General features: G+C 50.9%; 13 protein-coding genes. 7 read left to right on the top strand and 6 right to left on the bottom strand.

Features of this window, described 5'->3' with window-relative positions; translation table 11 throughout:
* The 7 genes from HGA34_04425 to HGA34_04395 form a co-directional block, all read left to right on the top strand.
* Positions 1-1,112 (top strand): hypothetical protein (locus HGA34_04425; protein NTW22752.1); only part of this gene is annotated, 1,112 nt, incomplete at its 5' end.
* A 142-nt stretch (positions 1,113-1,254) separates the two neighbouring features.
* The gene (locus HGA34_04420) at positions 1,255-4,845 is read left to right on the top strand and encodes a DNA polymerase III subunit alpha (protein NTW22751.1); all 3,591 of its coding nucleotides are present in this window, start codon (positions 1,255-1,257) and stop codon (positions 4,843-4,845) included.
* Positions 4,846-4,895: 50 nt separating this feature from the next.
* Entirely contained in the window at positions 4,896-6,569 is a 1,674-nt protein-coding gene (locus HGA34_04415; GenBank protein NTW22750.1) for a hypothetical protein, read from the top strand.
* Between the two features lie 447 nt (positions 6,570-7,016).
* Positions 7,017-8,774 carry a threonine--tRNA ligase gene (thrS, locus tag HGA34_04410; protein NTW22749.1) on the top strand — a complete coding sequence of 586 codons (1,758 nt, stop codon included), beginning with the start codon at positions 7,017-7,019 and terminating at the stop codon, positions 8,772-8,774.
* Between the two features lie 4 nt (positions 8,775-8,778).
* The gene (gene miaB / locus HGA34_04405; protein NTW22748.1) at positions 8,779-10,077 is read left to right on the top strand and encodes a tRNA (N6-isopentenyl adenosine(37)-C2)-methylthiotransferase MiaB; all 1,299 of its coding nucleotides are present in this window, start codon (positions 8,779-8,781) and stop codon (positions 10,075-10,077) included.
* A gap of 10 nt (positions 10,078-10,087) precedes the next feature.
* Positions 10,088-11,011 carry a tRNA (adenosine(37)-N6)-dimethylallyltransferase MiaA gene (gene miaA / locus HGA34_04400; GenBank protein ID NTW22747.1) on the top strand — a complete coding sequence of 308 codons (924 nt, stop codon included), beginning with the start codon at positions 10,088-10,090 and terminating at the stop codon, positions 11,009-11,011.
* Between the two features lie 168 nt (positions 11,012-11,179).
* Entirely contained in the window at positions 11,180-11,536 is a 357-nt protein-coding gene (locus HGA34_04395) for a hypothetical protein (protein NTW22746.1), read from the top strand.
* A gap of 49 nt (positions 11,537-11,585) precedes the next feature.
* On the opposite strand, the gene HGA34_04390 is transcribed toward HGA34_04395, so the two are convergent.
* The 6 genes from HGA34_04390 to HGA34_04365 all read right to left on the bottom strand — a co-directional run bounded on the left by HGA34_04390 (position 11,586) and on the right by HGA34_04365 (position 18,275).
* Positions 11,586-11,990 (bottom strand): hypothetical protein, encoded by a 405-nt coding sequence (locus HGA34_04390; protein NTW22745.1) that lies wholly within the window; start codon positions 11,988-11,990, stop codon positions 11,586-11,588.
* A gap of 11 nt (positions 11,991-12,001) precedes the next feature.
* A complete protein-coding gene (gene gatB, locus HGA34_04385) occupies positions 12,002-13,513 on the bottom strand; it encodes an Asp-tRNA(Asn)/Glu-tRNA(Gln) amidotransferase subunit GatB (protein NTW22744.1) in 1,512 nt (503 codons plus the stop codon).
* 93 nt (positions 13,514-13,606) lie between these two features.
* Positions 13,607-14,959, bottom strand: a complete 1,353-nt coding sequence (locus HGA34_04380) for a HAMP domain-containing histidine kinase (protein ID NTW22743.1) — start codon at positions 14,957-14,959, stop codon at positions 13,607-13,609.
* A 70-nt stretch (positions 14,960-15,029) separates the two neighbouring features.
* Positions 15,030-16,430, bottom strand: a complete 1,401-nt coding sequence (locus HGA34_04375) for a hypothetical protein (GenBank protein NTW22742.1) — start codon at positions 16,428-16,430, stop codon at positions 15,030-15,032.
* A 36-nt stretch (positions 16,431-16,466) separates the two neighbouring features.
* Positions 16,467-17,633, bottom strand: coding sequence for a dUTP diphosphatase (gene dut, locus HGA34_04370; GenBank protein ID NTW22741.1), 1,167 nt, complete (start codon positions 17,631-17,633; stop codon positions 16,467-16,469).
* Positions 17,634-17,726: 93 nt separating this feature from the next.
* Entirely contained in the window at positions 17,727-18,275 is a 549-nt protein-coding gene (locus HGA34_04365) for an AAA family ATPase (protein NTW22740.1), read from the bottom strand.

The following is an 18,275-nucleotide window of genomic DNA, read 5'->3' as shown; positions in this document are numbered from 1 at the left end:
TCCTAGCCGCTGCCCAGAAGGCCATGGAGATCATGAGCCAGGTGGCTAACCAGGTCTCCCTCGGCACCCTCGAGACCACCCTCTTGACCCAATTCGACACCATCGAGCGCCTAGCCGGCTCCATCCCCGGCCCCATCCTCGGCGGCGAACCCATGGTCGTCACCGGCGCCACTACGGCTACCGTGTCCTGGAATACCGACAAGGAGGCCAACTCGCTCGTGGCTTATGCCCCAGATACTCTGTATTTAAAAAATGGCGGCAATGATGGGTATGCTCAGATAAGCGGTAACTATCAGGATCGCGTCAAGAATCATCAGGTCAGAATTGTCGGCCTAAAACCTAACTCCGACTATCATTATCAGCTTCGTAGCGCTGCCGCGGTCGGTCCTACTTCCTATTCTCGTGATTTTACATTCAGAACCAAAGAAGAAGGCTTGGAAATAATTTCAGACGCCATTAAGAAAATTAATGAAACCTCGGCCTTATTCCAGTGGTCAACTAACATTGAATCTGATACATGGTTAAAATATCTTCCTTATCGTTCAGGCAAACTTTCGGTTGATGAAGTCCGCGAGGTGTACGATAAATCTATGACCACTACACATGAAGCCGAGGCTAGCGACTTCGAAGCAGGCGTAATTTATCAGATTACGATCGGAGGCAAGGATAAGAAAGGAAATAATATCGAGAAGATAATCGAGACTTTTTCTACGACGAAAGACGACCTACCCCCGACTATCACAAACGTCCAGACCGAGTCGGCCCTCTCCCAGGGCAAGCAGCTGAAGGTCCAGACCATCGTCTCCTGGCAGACCAACGAGCCGACCATCGGCCAGGTCCAATATATCAAGGGTGTGGTCACCGACGACAAGGAATTCCCGGACAAGACCCCAGCCGAGACCACCTACTCCAGGAAGCACGTGGCCGTGGTCACCAAGTTCGACTCCGGCCAGGTCTACACCTTCCGTATCACCGCCACCGACTCTTCGGGCAACCTGACTACGAGTAAGATTTATACAATACTCACCCCCAAGCAAAAGGAATCGGTCTTCCAGCTGATCCTCAAGAACTTCGAGGACATCTTCGGTTGGGTCGGGAAGGTGGGGCAGTAACAATGCGAGGCTAAATATATTGATTTTGTGGGATAATTTAGCCTTTGCGGTATTGTTTGTAAAAAATCGAAAAAGTGGTATCATATTACCTATAGCAAAGGAGGCTTTTGGTCTCTTTTTGCGTTTTAAAACACCAGGAAACATGTCTTTTGTCCACCTCCATAACCATACCCACTACAGTCTGCTCGACGGCCTAACCAAGCTCGATGAGCTGATTGACTATGCCAAGTCTGACGGCGCTCCAGCCGTGGCCTTGACCGATCATGGTACGATGTACGGCGTAATCGAGTTCTATCAGAAAGCCAAGAAGGCCGGCATCAAGCCGGTTATCGGCGTCGAGACCTATATGGCGCCGAACCTGCTGACCGACAAGCTGACCAAGGCCGACGCTGCCAATTATCACTTATTGTTATTGGTCAAGAATGAGACCGGCTACAAGAACCTGATCAAGATGGTTTCGCTCGCCCACTTGGAAGGGTATTATTATAAACCGCGCATCGATTGGCCGACCCTGCAGAAGCATTCTGAGGGGCTGATTGCCTGTACCGCATGTTTGGGCGGCGAGATATCCCAAATGATCCTGCAAGGGCGGCTTGACCGCGCTCGTGAGAGGATTAGGGAGTTTAACGATCTTTTCGGCCAAGGCAATTTCTATTTGGAAATCCAGCACCATCCCAATCTGCCGGAACAGGCAGGTGTGAATGAGCAGATGATCGCTTTGGGCAAGGAGATGGGTGTCCCGCTGGTTGCTACCAACGACCTCCATTATTTGCATAAAGAAGACTATGACGCCCAGGACGTGCTTTTGTGCTTGCAGACCAAGCGTAAGAAGAACGACACCGATCGCATGGCGATGCATGGCCAGGACTTCTACTATAAGTCAGCGGCCGAGATGAAAGAAATTTTCAAAGACGTTCCGGAGGCCGTTGATAATACCTTGAAAATAGCCGAGGCCTGCAATCTGGAAATCAAGCTTGGTGAAATCTCTTTGCCGATTTTTCCCGTGCCCGATGGCATGACCGAGTTCGGCCTCTTGCGGCAATGGTGCAATCAAGGTTTGGAGAAGCGCTATCAGCAGAACTACGAACAGGTGAGCACCGAGATCCGCGAACGCATGGATTATGAGTTGTCGGTCATCGAGCGTATGGGTTGGCCCTCATATTTCTTGATCGTGGCTGACTTCATCAATTGGGCCAAGGACAATGGAGTCGTCGTCGGCCCGGGTCGAGGCAGCGCCGCCGGTTCTTTGGTCTGCTACCTGATAGGCATCACCAACCTCGACCCGTTGAAATACAACCTGCTGTTCGAACGTTTCTTGAATCCGGAACGTATCTCGATGCCTGATATCGATACTGATTTTTCCGACGTCCGCCGGGACGATGTTTTGAAATATGTGGAAAACAAATATGGCAAGGATCACGTAGCGCAGATCATCACCTTCGGAACCATGGCCGCCCGCGCTGCCGTCCGTGATGTTGGTCGCGTCCTTGATTTCCCCTATGATTTCTGCGACAAGCTGGCCAAGATGATTCCGCAATTCTCCAGTATCAAGAAAGCGCTTGACGAAGTCTCGGAGTTTGCTGACATGTACAAGAACGATCCGGGCGCCAAGCAGGTCATCGATTACGCCTTGCGCCTCGAGGGCGTGGCCCGCCACGCTTCAACCCATGCCTGCGGCGTGCTCATAACTCGCGAGCCTTTGACCGAGTACGCCCCAGTCCAATACGCCTCGACTTCGGACCGGAATATCGTTTCGCAGTATTCGCTCCATCCGGTCGAGGACCTGGGCCTTTTGAAAATGGACTTTCTCGGCTTGAAGAACCTGACCATCATCGAGTCGGCCATCAAGATCATCAAGAATACCCGCGGCATCGAAGTGGATATAGACAATATTCCGCTCGATGATGCGAAGTCATATAAGCTGTTCCAAGACGGAGAGACGACCGGCGTCTTCCAATTCGAATCATCTGGCATGAAGCGCTACCTCCGTGAATTGAAGCCGACTGAGTTCGAGGATATCATCGCCATGGTGGCTTTGTACCGTCCAGGCCCGATGGAGTGGATTCCTGATTATATTTCCGGCAAGCACGGCAAGAAGAAACCAGAGTATCTCCACCCTAAGCTCGAGCCGATCCTGGGCGTAACTTACGGCGTCGCCATCTATCAGGAGCAGGTCATGCAGATGGCCCGCGACCTTGCCGGTTTTACTATGGGCGAGGCCGATGTCTTGCGTAAAGCCGTGGGCAAGAAGATCGTCAAGCTGTTGGCCGAACAGAAAGAGAAGTTCGTCGACGGCTGCGTCAAGAACGGCATCAGTTCGGATTTGGCTCAGCGCATCTTCGCCTTTATCGAGCCGTTTGCTGGCTATGGTTTTAATAGGAGCCACGCGGCCTGCTATGCCTTGATCGGCTATCAGACCGCCTATCTCAAAGCTAACTGGCCGACCGAATTCATGGCCGCCTTGCTGACCGCTGACCAGCAGGATACCGACCGGGTGGCCATCGAGATCGATGAGTGCCGCAAGATGGGCATCGAAGTTTTGCCGCCCGACATCAACCAGTCATTCGGAACCTTCACCGTAGTCACTTCCGGCACAGCTGAGAATCGAGTAGTCACCGATGACGAGAAGGTTAATACTATCCGTTTCGGGCTCAAGGCGATCAAAAATGTCGGAGAGAACATCGTTGATGTGATCATCGCCGAACGCAAGGCCAATGGCCAGTACAAAGATTTGGTAGATCTGCTTGATCGCGTCACAGACAAGGATCTTAATAAGAAATCACTGGAAAGCTTGACCAAGAGCGGCGCCTTGGATGCTTGGGCGGAGCGCGGACGCTTGCTATCCAATATGGACAACATCCTCAACTACAGCAAGGAGGTCAGCAAGAACAAGAACAGCGGCCAAGTGAGCCTTTTCGGCGACCTGCCTTCACTGGCCAATTCTCGTCCCGCAGTGCGTTTGGACAATCCTGGCACCGCGTCACAGCAAGAGAAGCTGGCTTGGGAGAAAGAGCTTCTGGGCTTGTATATTTCCGAACACCCGATGACCCAGTACAAGCCGTATATCGAGAAGTTCGTCATGCCATTGAATCGTTTGGGCGGTTGCTCGCGCGATGCCAACATCAATATCGCCGGCGTCATCACTTCAATCAAGAAAATCGTCACCAGATCGAGCGAGGCGATGCTGTTCGTCAAGATCGAGGACCAGACATCCAGCGTCGAGGCCTTGGTATTTCCTAGTCTGCTCAAAGAGACCGGAAGCGTTTGGCAGGACGGCAAGATAATCCTGTGCCAAGGCAAGCTTTCGGATAAAGATCAGGACATCAAGCTGCTAGCTAACAAGGCGGCGCTGCTTGATTCCTCGAATATCGCCGCTTCGCTGAAGGCATTCAATGAAGCCAAAGAGGTTGGCGGTCGCAATGGGCGGAACTGGCCGAAGAAAAGCGAATCGGCCGGGGGCACGCGCATTAATCAGGCGCCATCATCGCCACCAACCGATACTAGTCTTAAACTTATTTTCAAGCAGACTTGCGATCAGCAGCTGCTAGGCGAATTACACCACCTTTTGGCCGAGAGGAAGGGCGAGGATAAAGTCTTTTTCAAGATTTTGGCCGAAAATGGCGATGCGAAAATCATCGAATCTGACCTGAGAGTCAAAAACGATGATGAGCTGGTACAAATCATAAGGGAAGTGTGCGGAACCTTGGTAACGGTTGTCGACAAAAAAACCTAAAAATGGTATAGTGTGTATAACGATAAATAAGTTATTACTCATCTTGATATATGGTGGTCAAAAAAACCGAAGAGACCAAGGCTCACCCCAAAACTCGCAAGCGCATCACAGTCAAAAAAATCAAAACTACCCATAAGTCGGCTAGTTTGCGTTCTAAAATAAAGCCTGAAGCGGAAGAAAACGAAGTCGTTGTTACTCCAAGGGAGGAAGTAGCAATCAAAAAGGAAAATGCAGCCCCGCAACCAGCTCCGGCGCCTGTTTCTGCGCCTGTAGAGGCTGTCATAACTCCGACCAAGCCGGCCGAACCCGTCAATCTTGCGGGCAAGCACAGCATCCCTTTGGTCAGGAGTCCTCATCAGCCAGGAGTGACCGCCGAAATCGCCCCGGCGACATTAGCCGAAAAGCAAAGCGTCATCAGGTCGTATCTTTCAGGATTGGATCATACGGAAAGTCAGCAGGCAGATTATGGCCCTAAGCCGGCCGGCAACGCCAGCAAGCCTTTGGGCTTCGAGCAAGCGCTTGAACAGCGGCCGAAATTCGATCCGTTGCGTGCTGTCAGCTCAACTAAGGACGTCCCAGCCATGCTCAAGCAGAGCACAAACGGCGGACACTCCATACCTCTTTATCGCAAGATATCTTACAGCTTTGGTTTTCTAGTCATCGTATTTTTAGGTATTCTTGGATATAGCTTCGTCGGCAAGCTTGATGTCAAAGTGACGCCCAAGCAGACAACAGTCACGAGCAATCTGGTAGCCGACATCTATAACGGCGACGCTGCCGTCAAGGATAGCGGCGTGGCCGGGCTGGTCCGCCAAGCCGGCATCGAACAGTCCAAGGAAGTCGAAACCACGGGCAAACTGGTCAGTGGCGAAGAGTTGATCGGTAAGGCCACGATCGTTAATAATTACAATGAGAGCCAGCCACTGGTTGCGACCACCCGGCTTCTCTCGGCAGACGGCAAACTTTATCGCATCAAGGATACGGTAACGGTACCAGCCAGCGGCTCGATCGATGTGGCGATATATGCCGACGAACAAAAGGCAGAAAACGTTGTCCAGCCGACCAAGTTCACCATACCAGGGCTCTGGGCCGGTCTTCAGGATAAGATTTATGCCGAAAACAAGGAGGCGACCGTTTATCAGGAAAAGGCGACGAAGATAGTCGATCAGAGCGATATCGATAAGGCAGTCGAAGAACTGAAGCTGACCTTGGCCAAGCAGGCAGAAAACCAGCTTTCTCCAGATGAGAAAAACAAGTTCAATCAATTCCTGTACAAGCTTGATGACAACTCCATAACATTCGAAGCCGACGGCAAGGCTGGCGATGAGAGGGAAAAGATTAATGTCAAAGTCAAGGGAGTCGTCTCAATCGTCGCTTTCAGCGATGACAAGATCAAGCAGCTGGCCAAAGACAAGCTCGGCGCTTATCTCGGTGATAATAAGACCTTGGTCAACTTCAATGAGAACAAATTGACTTATGGCCTGTCCAATGTCGATGTCAAACAGAATATCGCTAGCATCAACGTCGCTTTCGAGGGCGATGTCATCACCAAAAACGATGCCGTGATCGACAAGACAAAGCTGGTCGGACTGACTAAAGCCCAGCTAGAAAGCTATTTGGGAAGTTTGCCAGAGGTAGAGAAATACGAAATCAAGTTCAGCCCGAGCTTTATCAACAAGGCTCCGATTACTGACAAGCGCATCAAAGTCGAGGTGGCGCGCTAGTTTCGGCTTGACGAGGCTTATCATTATGTTAAAATAGAAATACTTGAAGCGGCGATTGATCTGTCTACCAAGCAGATTATAGCTAATATTAGCTATATTATAAATAACTAAGCTAGTTTCAAGAACAAAAAGCGCTTGTTTGTTTTTGGCGGACCCGCCCAAGGCGGACAAGAAATCAGGTGGAACCGCGAGATAATCTCGTCCTGATAGCCTAACTTTTGTTGGGTTATAAGGACGGGATTTTTTTATTCGACTGCTGGTGACGACTGCGGGTGAGCAGTCGGTTCTCCGCAGGGTCCGCAAGGACCAAGGAAAACAGCCCCAAGAACTTCTCCGCAGGGTTCGCAAGGACCAAGGTCAACGACGTGTGAGTCGTTGAGTTCTCTGTCAGCTCCGATAGGAGTGACATGAGAACTGCATTTAACTAAAATACTAATCACAAATATTATGCCAGAAGAGAATTTGGAAATGCTGCGCCATTCGCTAGCCCACGTGCTTGCCACGGCAGTCAAAGAACTATACCCCGAGGTTAAATTAGCCATCGGTCCGGCGATCGAGAACGGTTTTTATTATGATATCGATTTCGGTGAGACTAAGATCAGTGACACCGACCTTCCGGCTATTGAGAAGAAGATGGCCTATCTGGCTAAGCAGAATCTGAAGTTTGAGCGTTCTGAATCGGCCATTGACGAAGCGATTGCCAAGGCGAAATCAGAAGGCCAGCCCTACAAACAGGAGCTGATTGAAGACCTGAAAACCAAAGGTGAGACCGGAGTCAGCTTTTATGCGCTGAAGCAAGGGGACAAGGTCTTGTTCGAAGATCTCTGTAAGGGGCCGCACATCGAGGGCACGAACAAGGTCAAGCCAGGCAGCTTCAAGCTGACCAAGTTGGCCGGCGCTTATTGGCGCGGCGACGAGAAGAATAAGATGCTGACGCGCATCTACGGTGTCGGTTTCGCAACCAAAGATGATCTGGATGAATACCTGCGCCTTTTGGCTGAGGCGGAAAAACGCGACCATCGCAAACTGGGTAAAGAGCAGGATTTATTCATGATGCATGACGTCGCGCCAGGCATGCCTTTTTTCTTGCCCAACGGCATGACTATGCTGATCGAACTGACTAAGTTCGTGCGTGAATATTCATACGGCGATGGTTATCGCGAAGTCCGGACCCCTCAGATTCTCAATTCTGAATTGTGGAAGATTTCCGGCCACTGGGAGCACTATCAGGATGATATGTTCTGCATGCATCACACTGAAGATGATGTCGATTTAGGAGTCAAGCCCATGAATTGCCCGGCGCACATGCTCGTGTTCAAGCGCGATATCCATTCTTATCGTGAACTGCCGCTGCGGTTGGCTGAGACTACGACATTGTATCGTAATGAGAAATCGGGCACGCTTCATGGCCTGACCCGCGTGCGCAGCTTGTCACAGGATGATAGCCACATTTTCGCCACCGAGGAGCAGATACTTTCCGAAATATTGACGTTGCTCGAAAAAATAAAGAAGATTTACCAGGTTTTCAATTTGGACATAGACGAAATCCATCTCTCTACCCGTCCGGAGAGCTTCTTGGGCGAGAAAGCAATGTGGGATCTGGCCGAAAATAATCTTAAAACGGCGTTGGATCAAGCCGGGCTAGAGTACAAGATCAATGATGGCGACGGTGCTTTTTACGGCCCGAAAATAGACGTTAAAATCAAAGATGCCATCGGCCGGCAATGGCAGCTTGCTACGATTCAGTTGGACTTTCAGTTGCCTCGTCGCTTCGACTTGAAGTATGTGGCTCCGGATGGCAGCGGACAGACCCCCGTAGTTATTCATCGCGCCATTCTTGGCTCCATGGAGCGTTTCATGGGCATCATTATCGAGCATTATGCCGGCTCGTTCCCGGTTTGGCTGTCCCCGGCCCAGGTCAAGATCATTTCCGTAGGCGAAGCTCATGTCGGATTCTGCCATGCCTTAGCAGGGGAGTTCAAATCCCAAGGCATCAGGGCGGTGGTGGATGACCACAACGAGACTGTCGGCAACAAAACTCGCAAGGCCGTGGCTGAAAAGGTGCCATATATTCTCGTAATCGGCGACCAGGAGATGAACTCTCAGAACCTGGCCGTACGCGATCGCGGTTCGCGCGAGACCAGGGAGGTGGCTAAGCCGGATTTCATCAAAGAAATACAGGAAAAGACCAGCAACTTACAGTAATCTGATGCAGAACAAGACTTATCATATCATAACGATCGGCTGTCAGATGAACAAGTCTGACTCTGAGCGTATGGCCAGCTTTTTGGAAGATCTGGGTTATGCCGAAGTGGCAGATCGTAAAAAAGCCGATCTGGTCATCATCAACACCTGCGGCGTCCGGCAATCGGCCGAAGACCGTATTTACGGGTTGATACCGCGCATCAAGAAAGAGAATACGTCGGTCAGGGTAGTCATTACCGGCTGCTTGTCCGGCAGGCCAGACGTGCAGAAGCGACTCGAAGGCGTTGTCGATTTCTGGCTGCCGATCAAGGATTTAGTCAAGATGGCCGACTTCCTGCGCGAGGCGCACAACTTGAGGCAGCGTCCCGATGACTATCTGAAGGTGATTCCTAAATATCATTCAGGAATCTCTGCTTTTGTTCCTATTGGCAATGGTTGTGACAATTTTTGCACCTATTGCGTCGTGCCATATGCCCGCGGCCGCGAAGTTTACCGCCCAGCCGAGGAGGTGCTCGACGAAGCAAGAAATCTGGTCAGGCAGGGTTTCAAGGAAATAGTGCTCATCGCTCAGAACGTCAATTCTTACAAGTCGGAAGATGAAGAAAAGATAGGTTTCGGCGAGTTATTGCGAAGAGTCAACAATATACCCGGCAATTTTTGGATTCGTTTTTGGACTAGCCATCCCAAAGACATGTCTGATGACCTGATCGCCGCGATGTCCGAGTGCGGCAAGGTCTGCCATTTCCTTCATTTGCCAGTCCAGGCCGGCGACGACGAAGTGTTGTCCAGAATGAATAGGAAATATACCAACGCCCATTATCGCGCGCTGATCAGCAAAATCAGGGCAGTGATGCCCGACATCAGCATTTCGACTGACATCATCGTCGGCTTTCCTGGCGAGACCGAGCTTCAGTTCAATAACACGGCTGATTTGGCTCGCTGGTCCCGTTTCGACAATATCTATATCGGCCAATACAGCCCGCGCCCTTATACGGCAGCAGCCAAGTTCGAAGATGATATTTCCAAAGAGGAGAAAAAGCGCCGCGAAGACGTATTGACCGATATCCTGCGCGAGACAGCTGCGGAAAACCACAGCCGACTTGTCGGACAGGTGCTCGAGGTCTTGGTCGAAAGCGAAAAGAAAGGCGTCGTATTCGGACGCAGCCGGGATAATACGGCCGTAAAAGTGATCGGCGGCTCTCCGAATCAGGTCGGTAAATTCGTCCGAGTAGTAATCGTCGAGGCGCGTGACTTCGGCATGGACGGCAAGCTTCTCGAGGATCCGATTACCAGGGTAAGCTAATCATGAAATAATGGAAGAACAAAATAATAAATTGATCGTCATCTTAGGCCCCACTTCTTCTGGCAAGACCAGGTTGGCGGTCAAGTTGGCGCGCGAATTCGACGGCGAAATCATCTCTGCCGATTCGCGTCAGGTTTATCGCGGCATGGATGTCGGTACCGGCAAGGATTTGGCTGAGTATGGTGAGGTAAAGCATCATCTTATAGACGTAGTTGAGCCTACGGACCTTTTCAGCTTAGCACAGTACAAGAAGCTGGCTGAAGCGGCCATTGATGATGTCATAAAGCGTGGCAAGATACCATTTTTAGTCGGAGGTTCCGGTCTCTATCTCCAAGCTGTAGTCGATAACTATGACATGGCAGAGGTGGGGGTGGATGACGGTTTACGCCAGGAACTCGAACATTCCGACATTCTTGATTTGTATGATAAACTCAAAGCCGCCAATCCGGCGTTCGCAGCCAAGGTCAACGAAAGCGATCGAAAAAATAAGCGCCGCTTGATCAGATACATCGAACTCAACTCTTCTGCGTCAAAATCCGAAGGGCCGACCGTGAAGCCGCCAAAGTACGACTGCCTTGTCTTGGGTCTGAATCCGGGCAAAGAGATAATCGATAAAAAAATACGTCAGCGCCTTCTTGATCGGCTTGAGAATGAGGATTTGGTTGCAGAAGTCGATCGGCTGCATACGCAGGGCGTTTCTTGGCAGCGGCTCCATGGTTTCGGCTTGGAATATCGCTTTATCTCTGAGTACCTCCAAGAAAAATGCGACCATGAAACTATGTTTGACCGGCTGAATATCGCCATCCGCCAGTTCGCCAAGAAGCAGATGACTTGGTTCAACCGCTGGGGAAAGCAGGGTAGGAAGATATTTTGGCTGGAAAAAGCAGAAAATGAAGAGGAGGCAGTCGGTTTTATAAGACGATTCTTGGCCTGATTTTATATAAATAGCAGGGTTTGACTTTCAAGTAAAAAGGGTATAAGGTGTAATATTGCTTTAGGGGGGGTCCCCCCCTCAGTATTTTTTAGCGCGCACCTTATCAAACCAAGGAAGGAGGAAACTTGCTATGGAAAAACGGGCTTATGCTCAGAAGGTTGGTGTCCCATGACCGAGGTCAAGACAATCGGCCGCAGCCGTCCGGATTATTTTTTTATCCATGCCTATTGGCATCCGGGCGATATCGAAATCACCTTCAGGGAGCCAGTTGATCTAGCCGCGATGAGGAGGGAATATCTCATTAAGGCATTCATGCCAGCTACCGAGGACGCTCCGTTGCTGGAATGTCCGCTCAACAGCTTGGAATTGAACGATTCCGAGGGGAATATCATCAGGCCGGGTGACATGGCCAAGGGCTGCTACCTTACGATAAATCTTCCGCATCCGATTTTGGAGAAGGGAATGATCGTAAGGATTTTCCGCATAAGGTGCGGAATCGTTTTCGGCAAGGAAATGCTTTTATAAAAAGGACGGTCTTTATAGACCGTCCCTCTTTTTTTTCTGATGATTGCAATTACGCCCTGTCGAGGTCACTCATGACCATAGTGGCATTATCGGTAGCTTGCTTATAGTTCTCGTCATCTTTGACGCTGGAAACTTCAGCGGCGATCTGCTTGGCATATCTGTCTTTCACTTCCTGACGTTTCGCGGGGTCGCCGCCAACCTTGTCTAACTCGGCAAAGCAGAGCTTGAGCATTTCATTGATGTTGGTGATGATCCTCAGGTTATCAGCCCTGAGATCTTCCGGGGTGGCCGGACCGATGCCGCTTACGACCTTGTCGATTTCCTTGTCGATTTGGGCCTCTTCAAGACGTTCATTGGCCTTCCTGATCTGTTCAGGGGTCAGATCGGATTCGGGCTTTCCGTCAGATCCGGTCTTTTCCATGGCAGAAACCTTCGGTTTGAATGGATTCCACATAGTTTTTAGGGTTAGTGGCTTAGTATGTTTTTGAATAATTCCTGGAGTTTGGGCGGATTGCCTTTGCCTTTGGTCGCGGCCATGGCCTGGCCGACGAAAAATTGGAGCAGCTGCTCTTTGCCCGCTTTATACTGTTCGACTTGGCCGGGGAACTTGACTACGATTTCGCGCGCAATCTGTTCCAGGTGGCCGTCGTCATCCAGCTGTTCAAGTCCAAGCTCTTTCATGATATCTTCTGGGTCGCCGCCCTTCTGGTACATGTGTTCCAGGATTTTCTGCCCAGCTGAAGAATTGATCTTATTTTCGAATAAGAGAGCTATGAGCTCACCGAAGTTTTCCGCGGTAATATGCAGGTCCTTGATCGAGACGCCATCGTTATTCAGATGCTTGAATAGCTCGCTTACCAGCCAATTGGAGGTGAGCTTAGCTAGGCGATCTTTCTGTTCTTGTCCGGAAACGCCATCGGCAAGCAGACGCGCATGGAGCTCGGAGATGACGTTCTCTGCGTAATCGGCCAGAGCTTTATCCTGAGTCAGGATGTCGGCGTCGATGTCTGATAGGTTATATTCTTCTTGGAAGCGCTTCTTTTTTGATAGAGGCATCTCTACCATGCCCCTTCGTATCTCCTTGATGAGCTCATCGGAGATGCGCAGCGGCGGCAGGTCAGGGTCGGGGAAATAGCGGTAATCAGCGGAGGTTTCCTTGATGCGTTGCCTCACTGTCTGCTGCTTGCCTTCGTTCCAGCCGCGGGTCTCTTGGACCAATTTCTCGCCATCTTCGATGGCTTGAAGCTGGCGTCCGACCTCGTACTCGATAGCTTTCTCGACCGCCTTGAAGGAGTTGATATTCTTGAGTTCGACTTTCGGGTTCAGCTTGTAGTCGCCGATCGGCTTGATTAATCCGTCTTCATAGAGCCACTTGCCTTTTTCTTGGATGCTGACGTTGGCCTCGCAGCGCATCTCGCCTTTTTCCATGTCAGCGTTCGAGATGTCGAGGTAGCGCAGTATCTGCTGGTAGTTCTGGCAGAATTTCTTGGCCGTAGCCGCGTCATGAATCACTGGCTCGGTGACCATTTCCATCAGCGGGGTGCCGGCACGATTGTAGTCGACCAATGAAAAGCCTTTGCCAGCAGGGTGGGAGAGCTTGCCCGTGTCTTCCTCCAGATGGATCCTGGTAATTTCAATCTTTTCTCCGTCGACTTCAAGATGGCCGCCGTAAACGAAAGGCAGGTCGAATTGGGAGACTTGGTAGCCCTTTGGCAGGTCAGGGTAGAAATAATTCTTACGGTCGAACTTTGAAAGTTGATGAACTTTGCAGTGGAGTGCTTGACCGACCAGGATCGTCCATTCGATTGCCTGTTTGTTGGCCACTGGCAATGTCCCTGGGTGGCCGAGGCAGACAGGGCAGACATTGACGTTCGGTTCTTTGCCGATCGAGTCGTTGTCGCAGCGGCAGAACATCTTGGAGAGGGTTTTGAGTTCGGCGTGTATTTCAAGGCCAATAATTACATCGAATTTATCCATAGAGAAAAAAAGTGATTATGTCTTAATATTAGCTAAAAAAAGCAAAATAATCAAGGCGCTTATCGCGCCTTTTTTTGCCTAATATTAAAGTAATTATATAGCAGGAGGCAATTTGAAAGAGAAGGTCGAGCCATGGCCTGGTTCCGAAGTGACCCATATTTTTCCGTCCATTCTCTCGATTAGCTCTTTGGTTATGAAAAGTCCCAGGCCGGTGCCGGCAACACTGCAAGCCGAACCGCTGCAGCGGAAGAATTTTTGGAATAGGTTTTTCTGGTCTTCGGCATTGATTCCGATTCCGTCATCAGCGACGTGAGTGACAACGGCGCCATTGCGCAGCTCGTGGCTGATTATGACGTTGCCGCCATTCTTGCCGTATTTGATCGCGTTGGTAATCAAATTGGAAGTAATCTCTTTGAGCTTGTCCTCATTGGCCATCACTTCGGGGATGTGTTCATTCGGAAGGTATTCGATCTTTATCTTCTGACCCTTGGCCAACTGCGAGTACCTTTCGATCTCATCCTTGATGATCGGAGAGAGGGTTATCGGTTTTACTGAGATGCTCGAATGGCCAGATTCGGTTCGGGCGATTTCCAGCAAATCATTGATTAGGACGATCAAGCGTTCATTCGACTCGAATATCTTTTCGACATAGGGCATAACCTTCTTGCAGGAGGAGTCAGCCGCAGAATTGAGCAAGTCGACGTAACCTTTGATGACCGTAGCTGGCGCCCTGAGTTCGTGCGCGGCCATGAAGACGAATTCGTCTTTGAGCTTGGCGATGCGTTCGGCCGATTCCAATTCTTTCTTGTGGGCCTCTTCCAAGCGCTTCGATGTCGAGTTGAAGCTCCAATATTCTCCCAAAAACAGGAATAAGAAAGTAAAGAGGATCAGCGCTAAACTGTAGTTCTTGTATTTATCAATCTTCAAGAACAGCTCATCTAGATTGTAGTATAATTCTATGACGCCGACTTGGCTGCCTGACATGAAAATAGGGGTGTAGATTTCCAAATACTTCCCGTAATCTTGTTCATATGCGTTCTCAACCTCGACCCCTTCCTCGACATCAGCGATTTTTTGTCCGGTCATCGCTTGGCTGAGATTGATATTCGGGTATTTTTTGCCGATAAGTTTCGGTTCGTCGGAGTAGACGATCTTGCCTGCCCGATCATATACCTTTATCCTCATTACGCCTTCAATGTTGATCATCTGATAGAGCATCGAGAACGTCTGATTGGTTTCATCCTGGTTAGGGTTGGTGAAATCGTCAGGCTCCAACGACATCATAGCGTGTTTGGTTGTGATCGCCGAAAGCTCCTGGCCTTTCTCCTCGATTAAAATGTCCTCGATGTTGGTGCGTAAAGTCAGGTAAAGACAAACGCCAGTCACCAAAAGCACGGCGATGGTGAATAGCAAGAACCTTTCTTCGATTTTGAGAGTGAATCTCATTACGATATTATCCCATGATATCAAAAAAACCGCAAACAGTTTGCGGTTTTTTTTATATCATGGTCCGGAGCTAGGTTTTGTCTATCATGATGTATTTTGCCAAGTTGGGGTGGACGGCCATGATTTGGTCGTACATCATCTGGGCGACCTTCCGGTAAGTGAAGTGGCCGCCCTGCCGAGATCTCAGGCCGATGAAGTAGAAGGCCTCGCGCAGATTCATTTTCATGACGAAGCGCCTAGCCGTCGCCTTAGTCGTTATATATTGGGCCTCATAAGGATATTTTTGCGCCACGAAGCGGGCGAATTCATGAGCCAGCTCCATGACCGAGCGGTATTCGTCACCAAGTCCGACCTGGTCGAAGAGCCTCGGTGTGAAAAAGCCGTAAGAGCCATTCAAAAGTTGCGGCGTCTGAGTCATGATGCGGTTGCGCTTCAGGTCGTAATAGGCTCCTTGATCCAACAGCACGTCGAACGTGTAATACGGATATTCGAATTCCCGTGGCGGTTTGTCGTAGATATTGCGCGCTTTTTCCAGGACGGATTTGAAATATTGGTCTTTTTCCTCTTGCGGCAAACGCTTGGCCTGCTTAAGGCAGTCGGAGTAGCTTAGGGATTGGTATTTGTAAATCATGCCAGCCAGGATCTTGTCTTCGGCATCGGCATCATATTCGATCAGCTCGACTTCGAGCTTGTTGTCGTCACTGAATTCCGGACGAGCCATACCGCGTGAAAGTTCGCGGGACTTGGCATGGGCGAACTGTTCGTTGGCGATGTAGCCTTCATTGGCATCGGCATATTTGACCAGTGTCGGAGTGACTTCCATGGCTACTCGCTTCAAGTCTTTTCCGATCTGGCGGACTTCTTCGAGCGGATGCGACAGCATCTTGGTTATCGCGTATTCCATGGTGCGGGCATTGGTGCTCATGCCCAGGTTAGCAAGTACTGCGTTCGGCAAGGCGAAGCGGCAGACATCGATCCACTTGGATTTGATCTTGGCCTGATAGACCGGATCAGGGTCGCCGAGCTTGTTGGGATAGAGTTCCATTATGGCGAGGCGGATCGGTTCGAGCGATTTTTCATATAGGTCGAACAACTGTCCGATGACCGCCTGGTAGGTCTGGCTGATTTCCGGATCGTTGGCGATGATATCAGGGGTGTAGACCCGGTCGCGGTTGTATACCTGGTAGCGGGAGGATTTCTCGGTATAGGAAGCGAGGCGGTTGGCCTGGATGGCTTCAACGGCCATCAAGGAGACATTCTCGATAGCCACGTTCATGAAGGCGTGTTCGGCGACCGAACCATGGCCGTAATTGACCACCCACTTCTCGTTGAATTCGGCTGACTTGTTCTCATTGAGTTCGGCCGCAATCTGGTCGAAAGGTTCAGCCGAGCGGGAACACTTGGCGAAGGTCACGGCCACGACTTCCGGCGGCAAGTTTTTCAGCGCATAGATGCGTGGTTGGGTATTCATGTGGATATTTGAAATTATTATTTTATGGACCGTCTTTTAAAATAAGCCGCTGGATCCGAATCGGCCTTCGACCCTTTCGGTCTTGTCCATCAGCCGCTCCTCGATGACTACCGGTGCCTCGACTTTCTGGATCAGGAGCTGGGCGATTTTCTGTCCGGCTTCAATGCGGTAAGGGGCTTGGCTGAGATTGATCAAGACGACAGCTAGCGGGCCGCGGAAATTCTCATCGATGACCCCGGCCAAAGTGTGGATGCCTTGGGTCGCGATGCCGCTTTTGTCCCAGACCAGTCCGGCATAGCCGCGAGGCAATGCTAGCCTGATGCCGGTCTCAATGACCTTTTTTTCTCCGGGCATCAAGTCATGCGCCTGGTCGGAAAACAGGTCGAGGCCGGCGTCGCCAGTGTAGCTACGGCTAGGCAGTTTGGCGCTGGACGACAGTCTTTCTATTTTTAAAGATAGCGGCTGATTGGCAGTTTCAGGGCTGGCAGGATTGACGACTTGGCGGCCGAGCAACGGGGCTATCGCTTGCCAGACCAGCCAGTTGACCGCCTCGCGGTCAAGGATGGCGCCGTGCGGGCTGCACTCGACCAGCTGGAAGCCAGGGAAGCTTTGGGCAATTTCCAAGTAGACTTTTTCTGCGTTGCGCAGATGCTCGAGGTCGGCTTCGTGGATGTCGCGCTTCTGGCCGCCGACGTAGTCGCGGTGTCCCTTCTGATCGACAAGCTGCTGCGCGACAGCCGCGTCGACATGGAGAATCAGGTTCAGGTCCGGCTTGGGGATGCCGAACTGCTCATACTCTAGCTGGTAGAGCCAATTGAAGTATTTCTGACGCTCGACCGGATCGCTGATCTTGCCGCCTTGGTGCCCCATATTGGCCGTGACGTAGCGGTTGGTTATGACGACTTTGCCTTCTTCGAGCCATTTGCGGATCTGGAAGCTGGCATCGTAGCGGTCGGCGGCGTAGAAAATCGAGGCGCGGTAGGGACCGACTTCGTCGGCGGTGCCGTATTTGCCGTTGAGGTACTCTTCGACCAGTCCGGCTGATTTCTTGCCGTATTGCGGAAAATCGACCAGGGCGACTTCGTAGCCGAGGCGTTTCAGGCGTTCAGTCAAAAGCTGGGCCTGGGTCGCCTTGCCCGAGCCGTCAGTGCCGTCGATGACGATCAGCTTGCCGCTGTAGTTCTGGTCGATTGGTTGTTGCATAGGTATGGTGCTCTTAAAGAAAACAAAGGAGTGCAAATCCCGATCTGCCAGGCAGTCGGGTCGTGCACTCCTCCTTGTTAGATTGTTAATCGGTCACTTGGCGATTAGCTGGTCCAGCTGGCGGTAAAGCGCTGCCAGGTCGCCGTTGTTGTCTATTTCCAGGTCGGCATGGCTCATTACTTCGGGAATGGTCAGTTCGGTCGGCAACTGATGGTCGGCCTGGAACTGTTCATAAGTCTTGCTGGAATCATCTGCGTTTTCGTTGCGCTTGGTCAGGCGTTCCCATCTCGTTCGCGGTTCGGCGACAAGGCGGATCAGCTTGAAGTCGGGGATCTCTTTCAAGTGGGCGATGTCCGGCATGCGGCGGATGCCTTCGACGACCACGATTTCGTGATCATCGTTCTTCGCGTCATTGGCGATGACTTTAGCCATCAGGTCTTGCCCGAAAGCATTGCGCATTATCTCTGAAAAAGTGACGATATTGTCCCTGGTTTGGGGAATGTAGAAGCGGTCAAGACCGTCGCGCAACATAGTGGAGAAGCGATAAGTCGAGGCGCCATATTTTTCTTCAAGATATTTGGCCGCCGTTCCTTTGCCTGAAGCGATCAGGCCGGTGAAGCCGATGATGATTTTTTGGCTCAT

This window comes from Candidatus Falkowbacteria bacterium (genome assembly GCA_013336275.1).
In the GTDB taxonomy this organism is placed as follows: domain Bacteria; phylum Patescibacteriota; class Patescibacteriia; order Patescibacteriales; family GWE2-39-37; genus JAAXUA01.
The sequence above is the reverse complement of the archived record's forward strand: the minus strand, read 5'-3'. Positions and strand labels throughout refer to the sequence as shown.

What these genes read in the sequence shown, in the direction of transcription:
- HGA34_04420 (NTW22751.1), top strand. Translation starts at nt 1,255, where the DNA reads ATGTCTTTTGTCCACCTCCATAACCATACCCACTACAGTCTGCTCGAC.
- HGA34_04375 (NTW22742.1), bottom strand. Translation starts at nt 16,430, where the DNA reads ATGAATACCCAACCACGCATCTATGCGCTGAAAAACTTGCCGCCGGAA.
- HGA34_04395 (NTW22746.1), top strand. Translation starts at nt 11,180, where the DNA reads ATGACCGAGGTCAAGACAATCGGCCGCAGCCGTCCGGATTATTTTTTT.
- miaA (NTW22747.1), top strand. Translation starts at nt 10,088, where the DNA reads ATGGAAGAACAAAATAATAAATTGATCGTCATCTTAGGCCCCACTTCT.
- HGA34_04365 (NTW22740.1), bottom strand. Translation starts at nt 18,275, where the DNA reads ATGAGCCAAAAAATCATCATCGGCTTCACCGGCCTGATCGCTTCAGGC.
- miaB (NTW22748.1), top strand. Translation starts at nt 8,779, where the DNA reads ATGCAGAACAAGACTTATCATATCATAACGATCGGCTGTCAGATGAAC.
- thrS (NTW22749.1), top strand. Translation starts at nt 7,017, where the DNA reads ATGCCAGAAGAGAATTTGGAAATGCTGCGCCATTCGCTAGCCCACGTG.
- dut (NTW22741.1), bottom strand. Translation starts at nt 17,633, where the DNA reads ATGCAACAACCAATCGACCAGAACTACAGCGGCAAGCTGATCGTCATC.
- gatB (NTW22744.1), bottom strand. Translation starts at nt 13,513, where the DNA reads ATGGATAAATTCGATGTAATTATTGGCCTTGAAATACACGCCGAACTC.
- HGA34_04415 (NTW22750.1), top strand. Translation starts at nt 4,896, where the DNA reads ATGGTGGTCAAAAAAACCGAAGAGACCAAGGCTCACCCCAAAACTCGC.
- HGA34_04380 (NTW22743.1), bottom strand. Translation starts at nt 14,959, where the DNA reads ATGAGATTCACTCTCAAAATCGAAGAAAGGTTCTTGCTATTCACCATC.
- HGA34_04390 (NTW22745.1), bottom strand. Translation starts at nt 11,990, where the DNA reads ATGTGGAATCCATTCAAACCGAAGGTTTCTGCCATGGAAAAGACCGGA.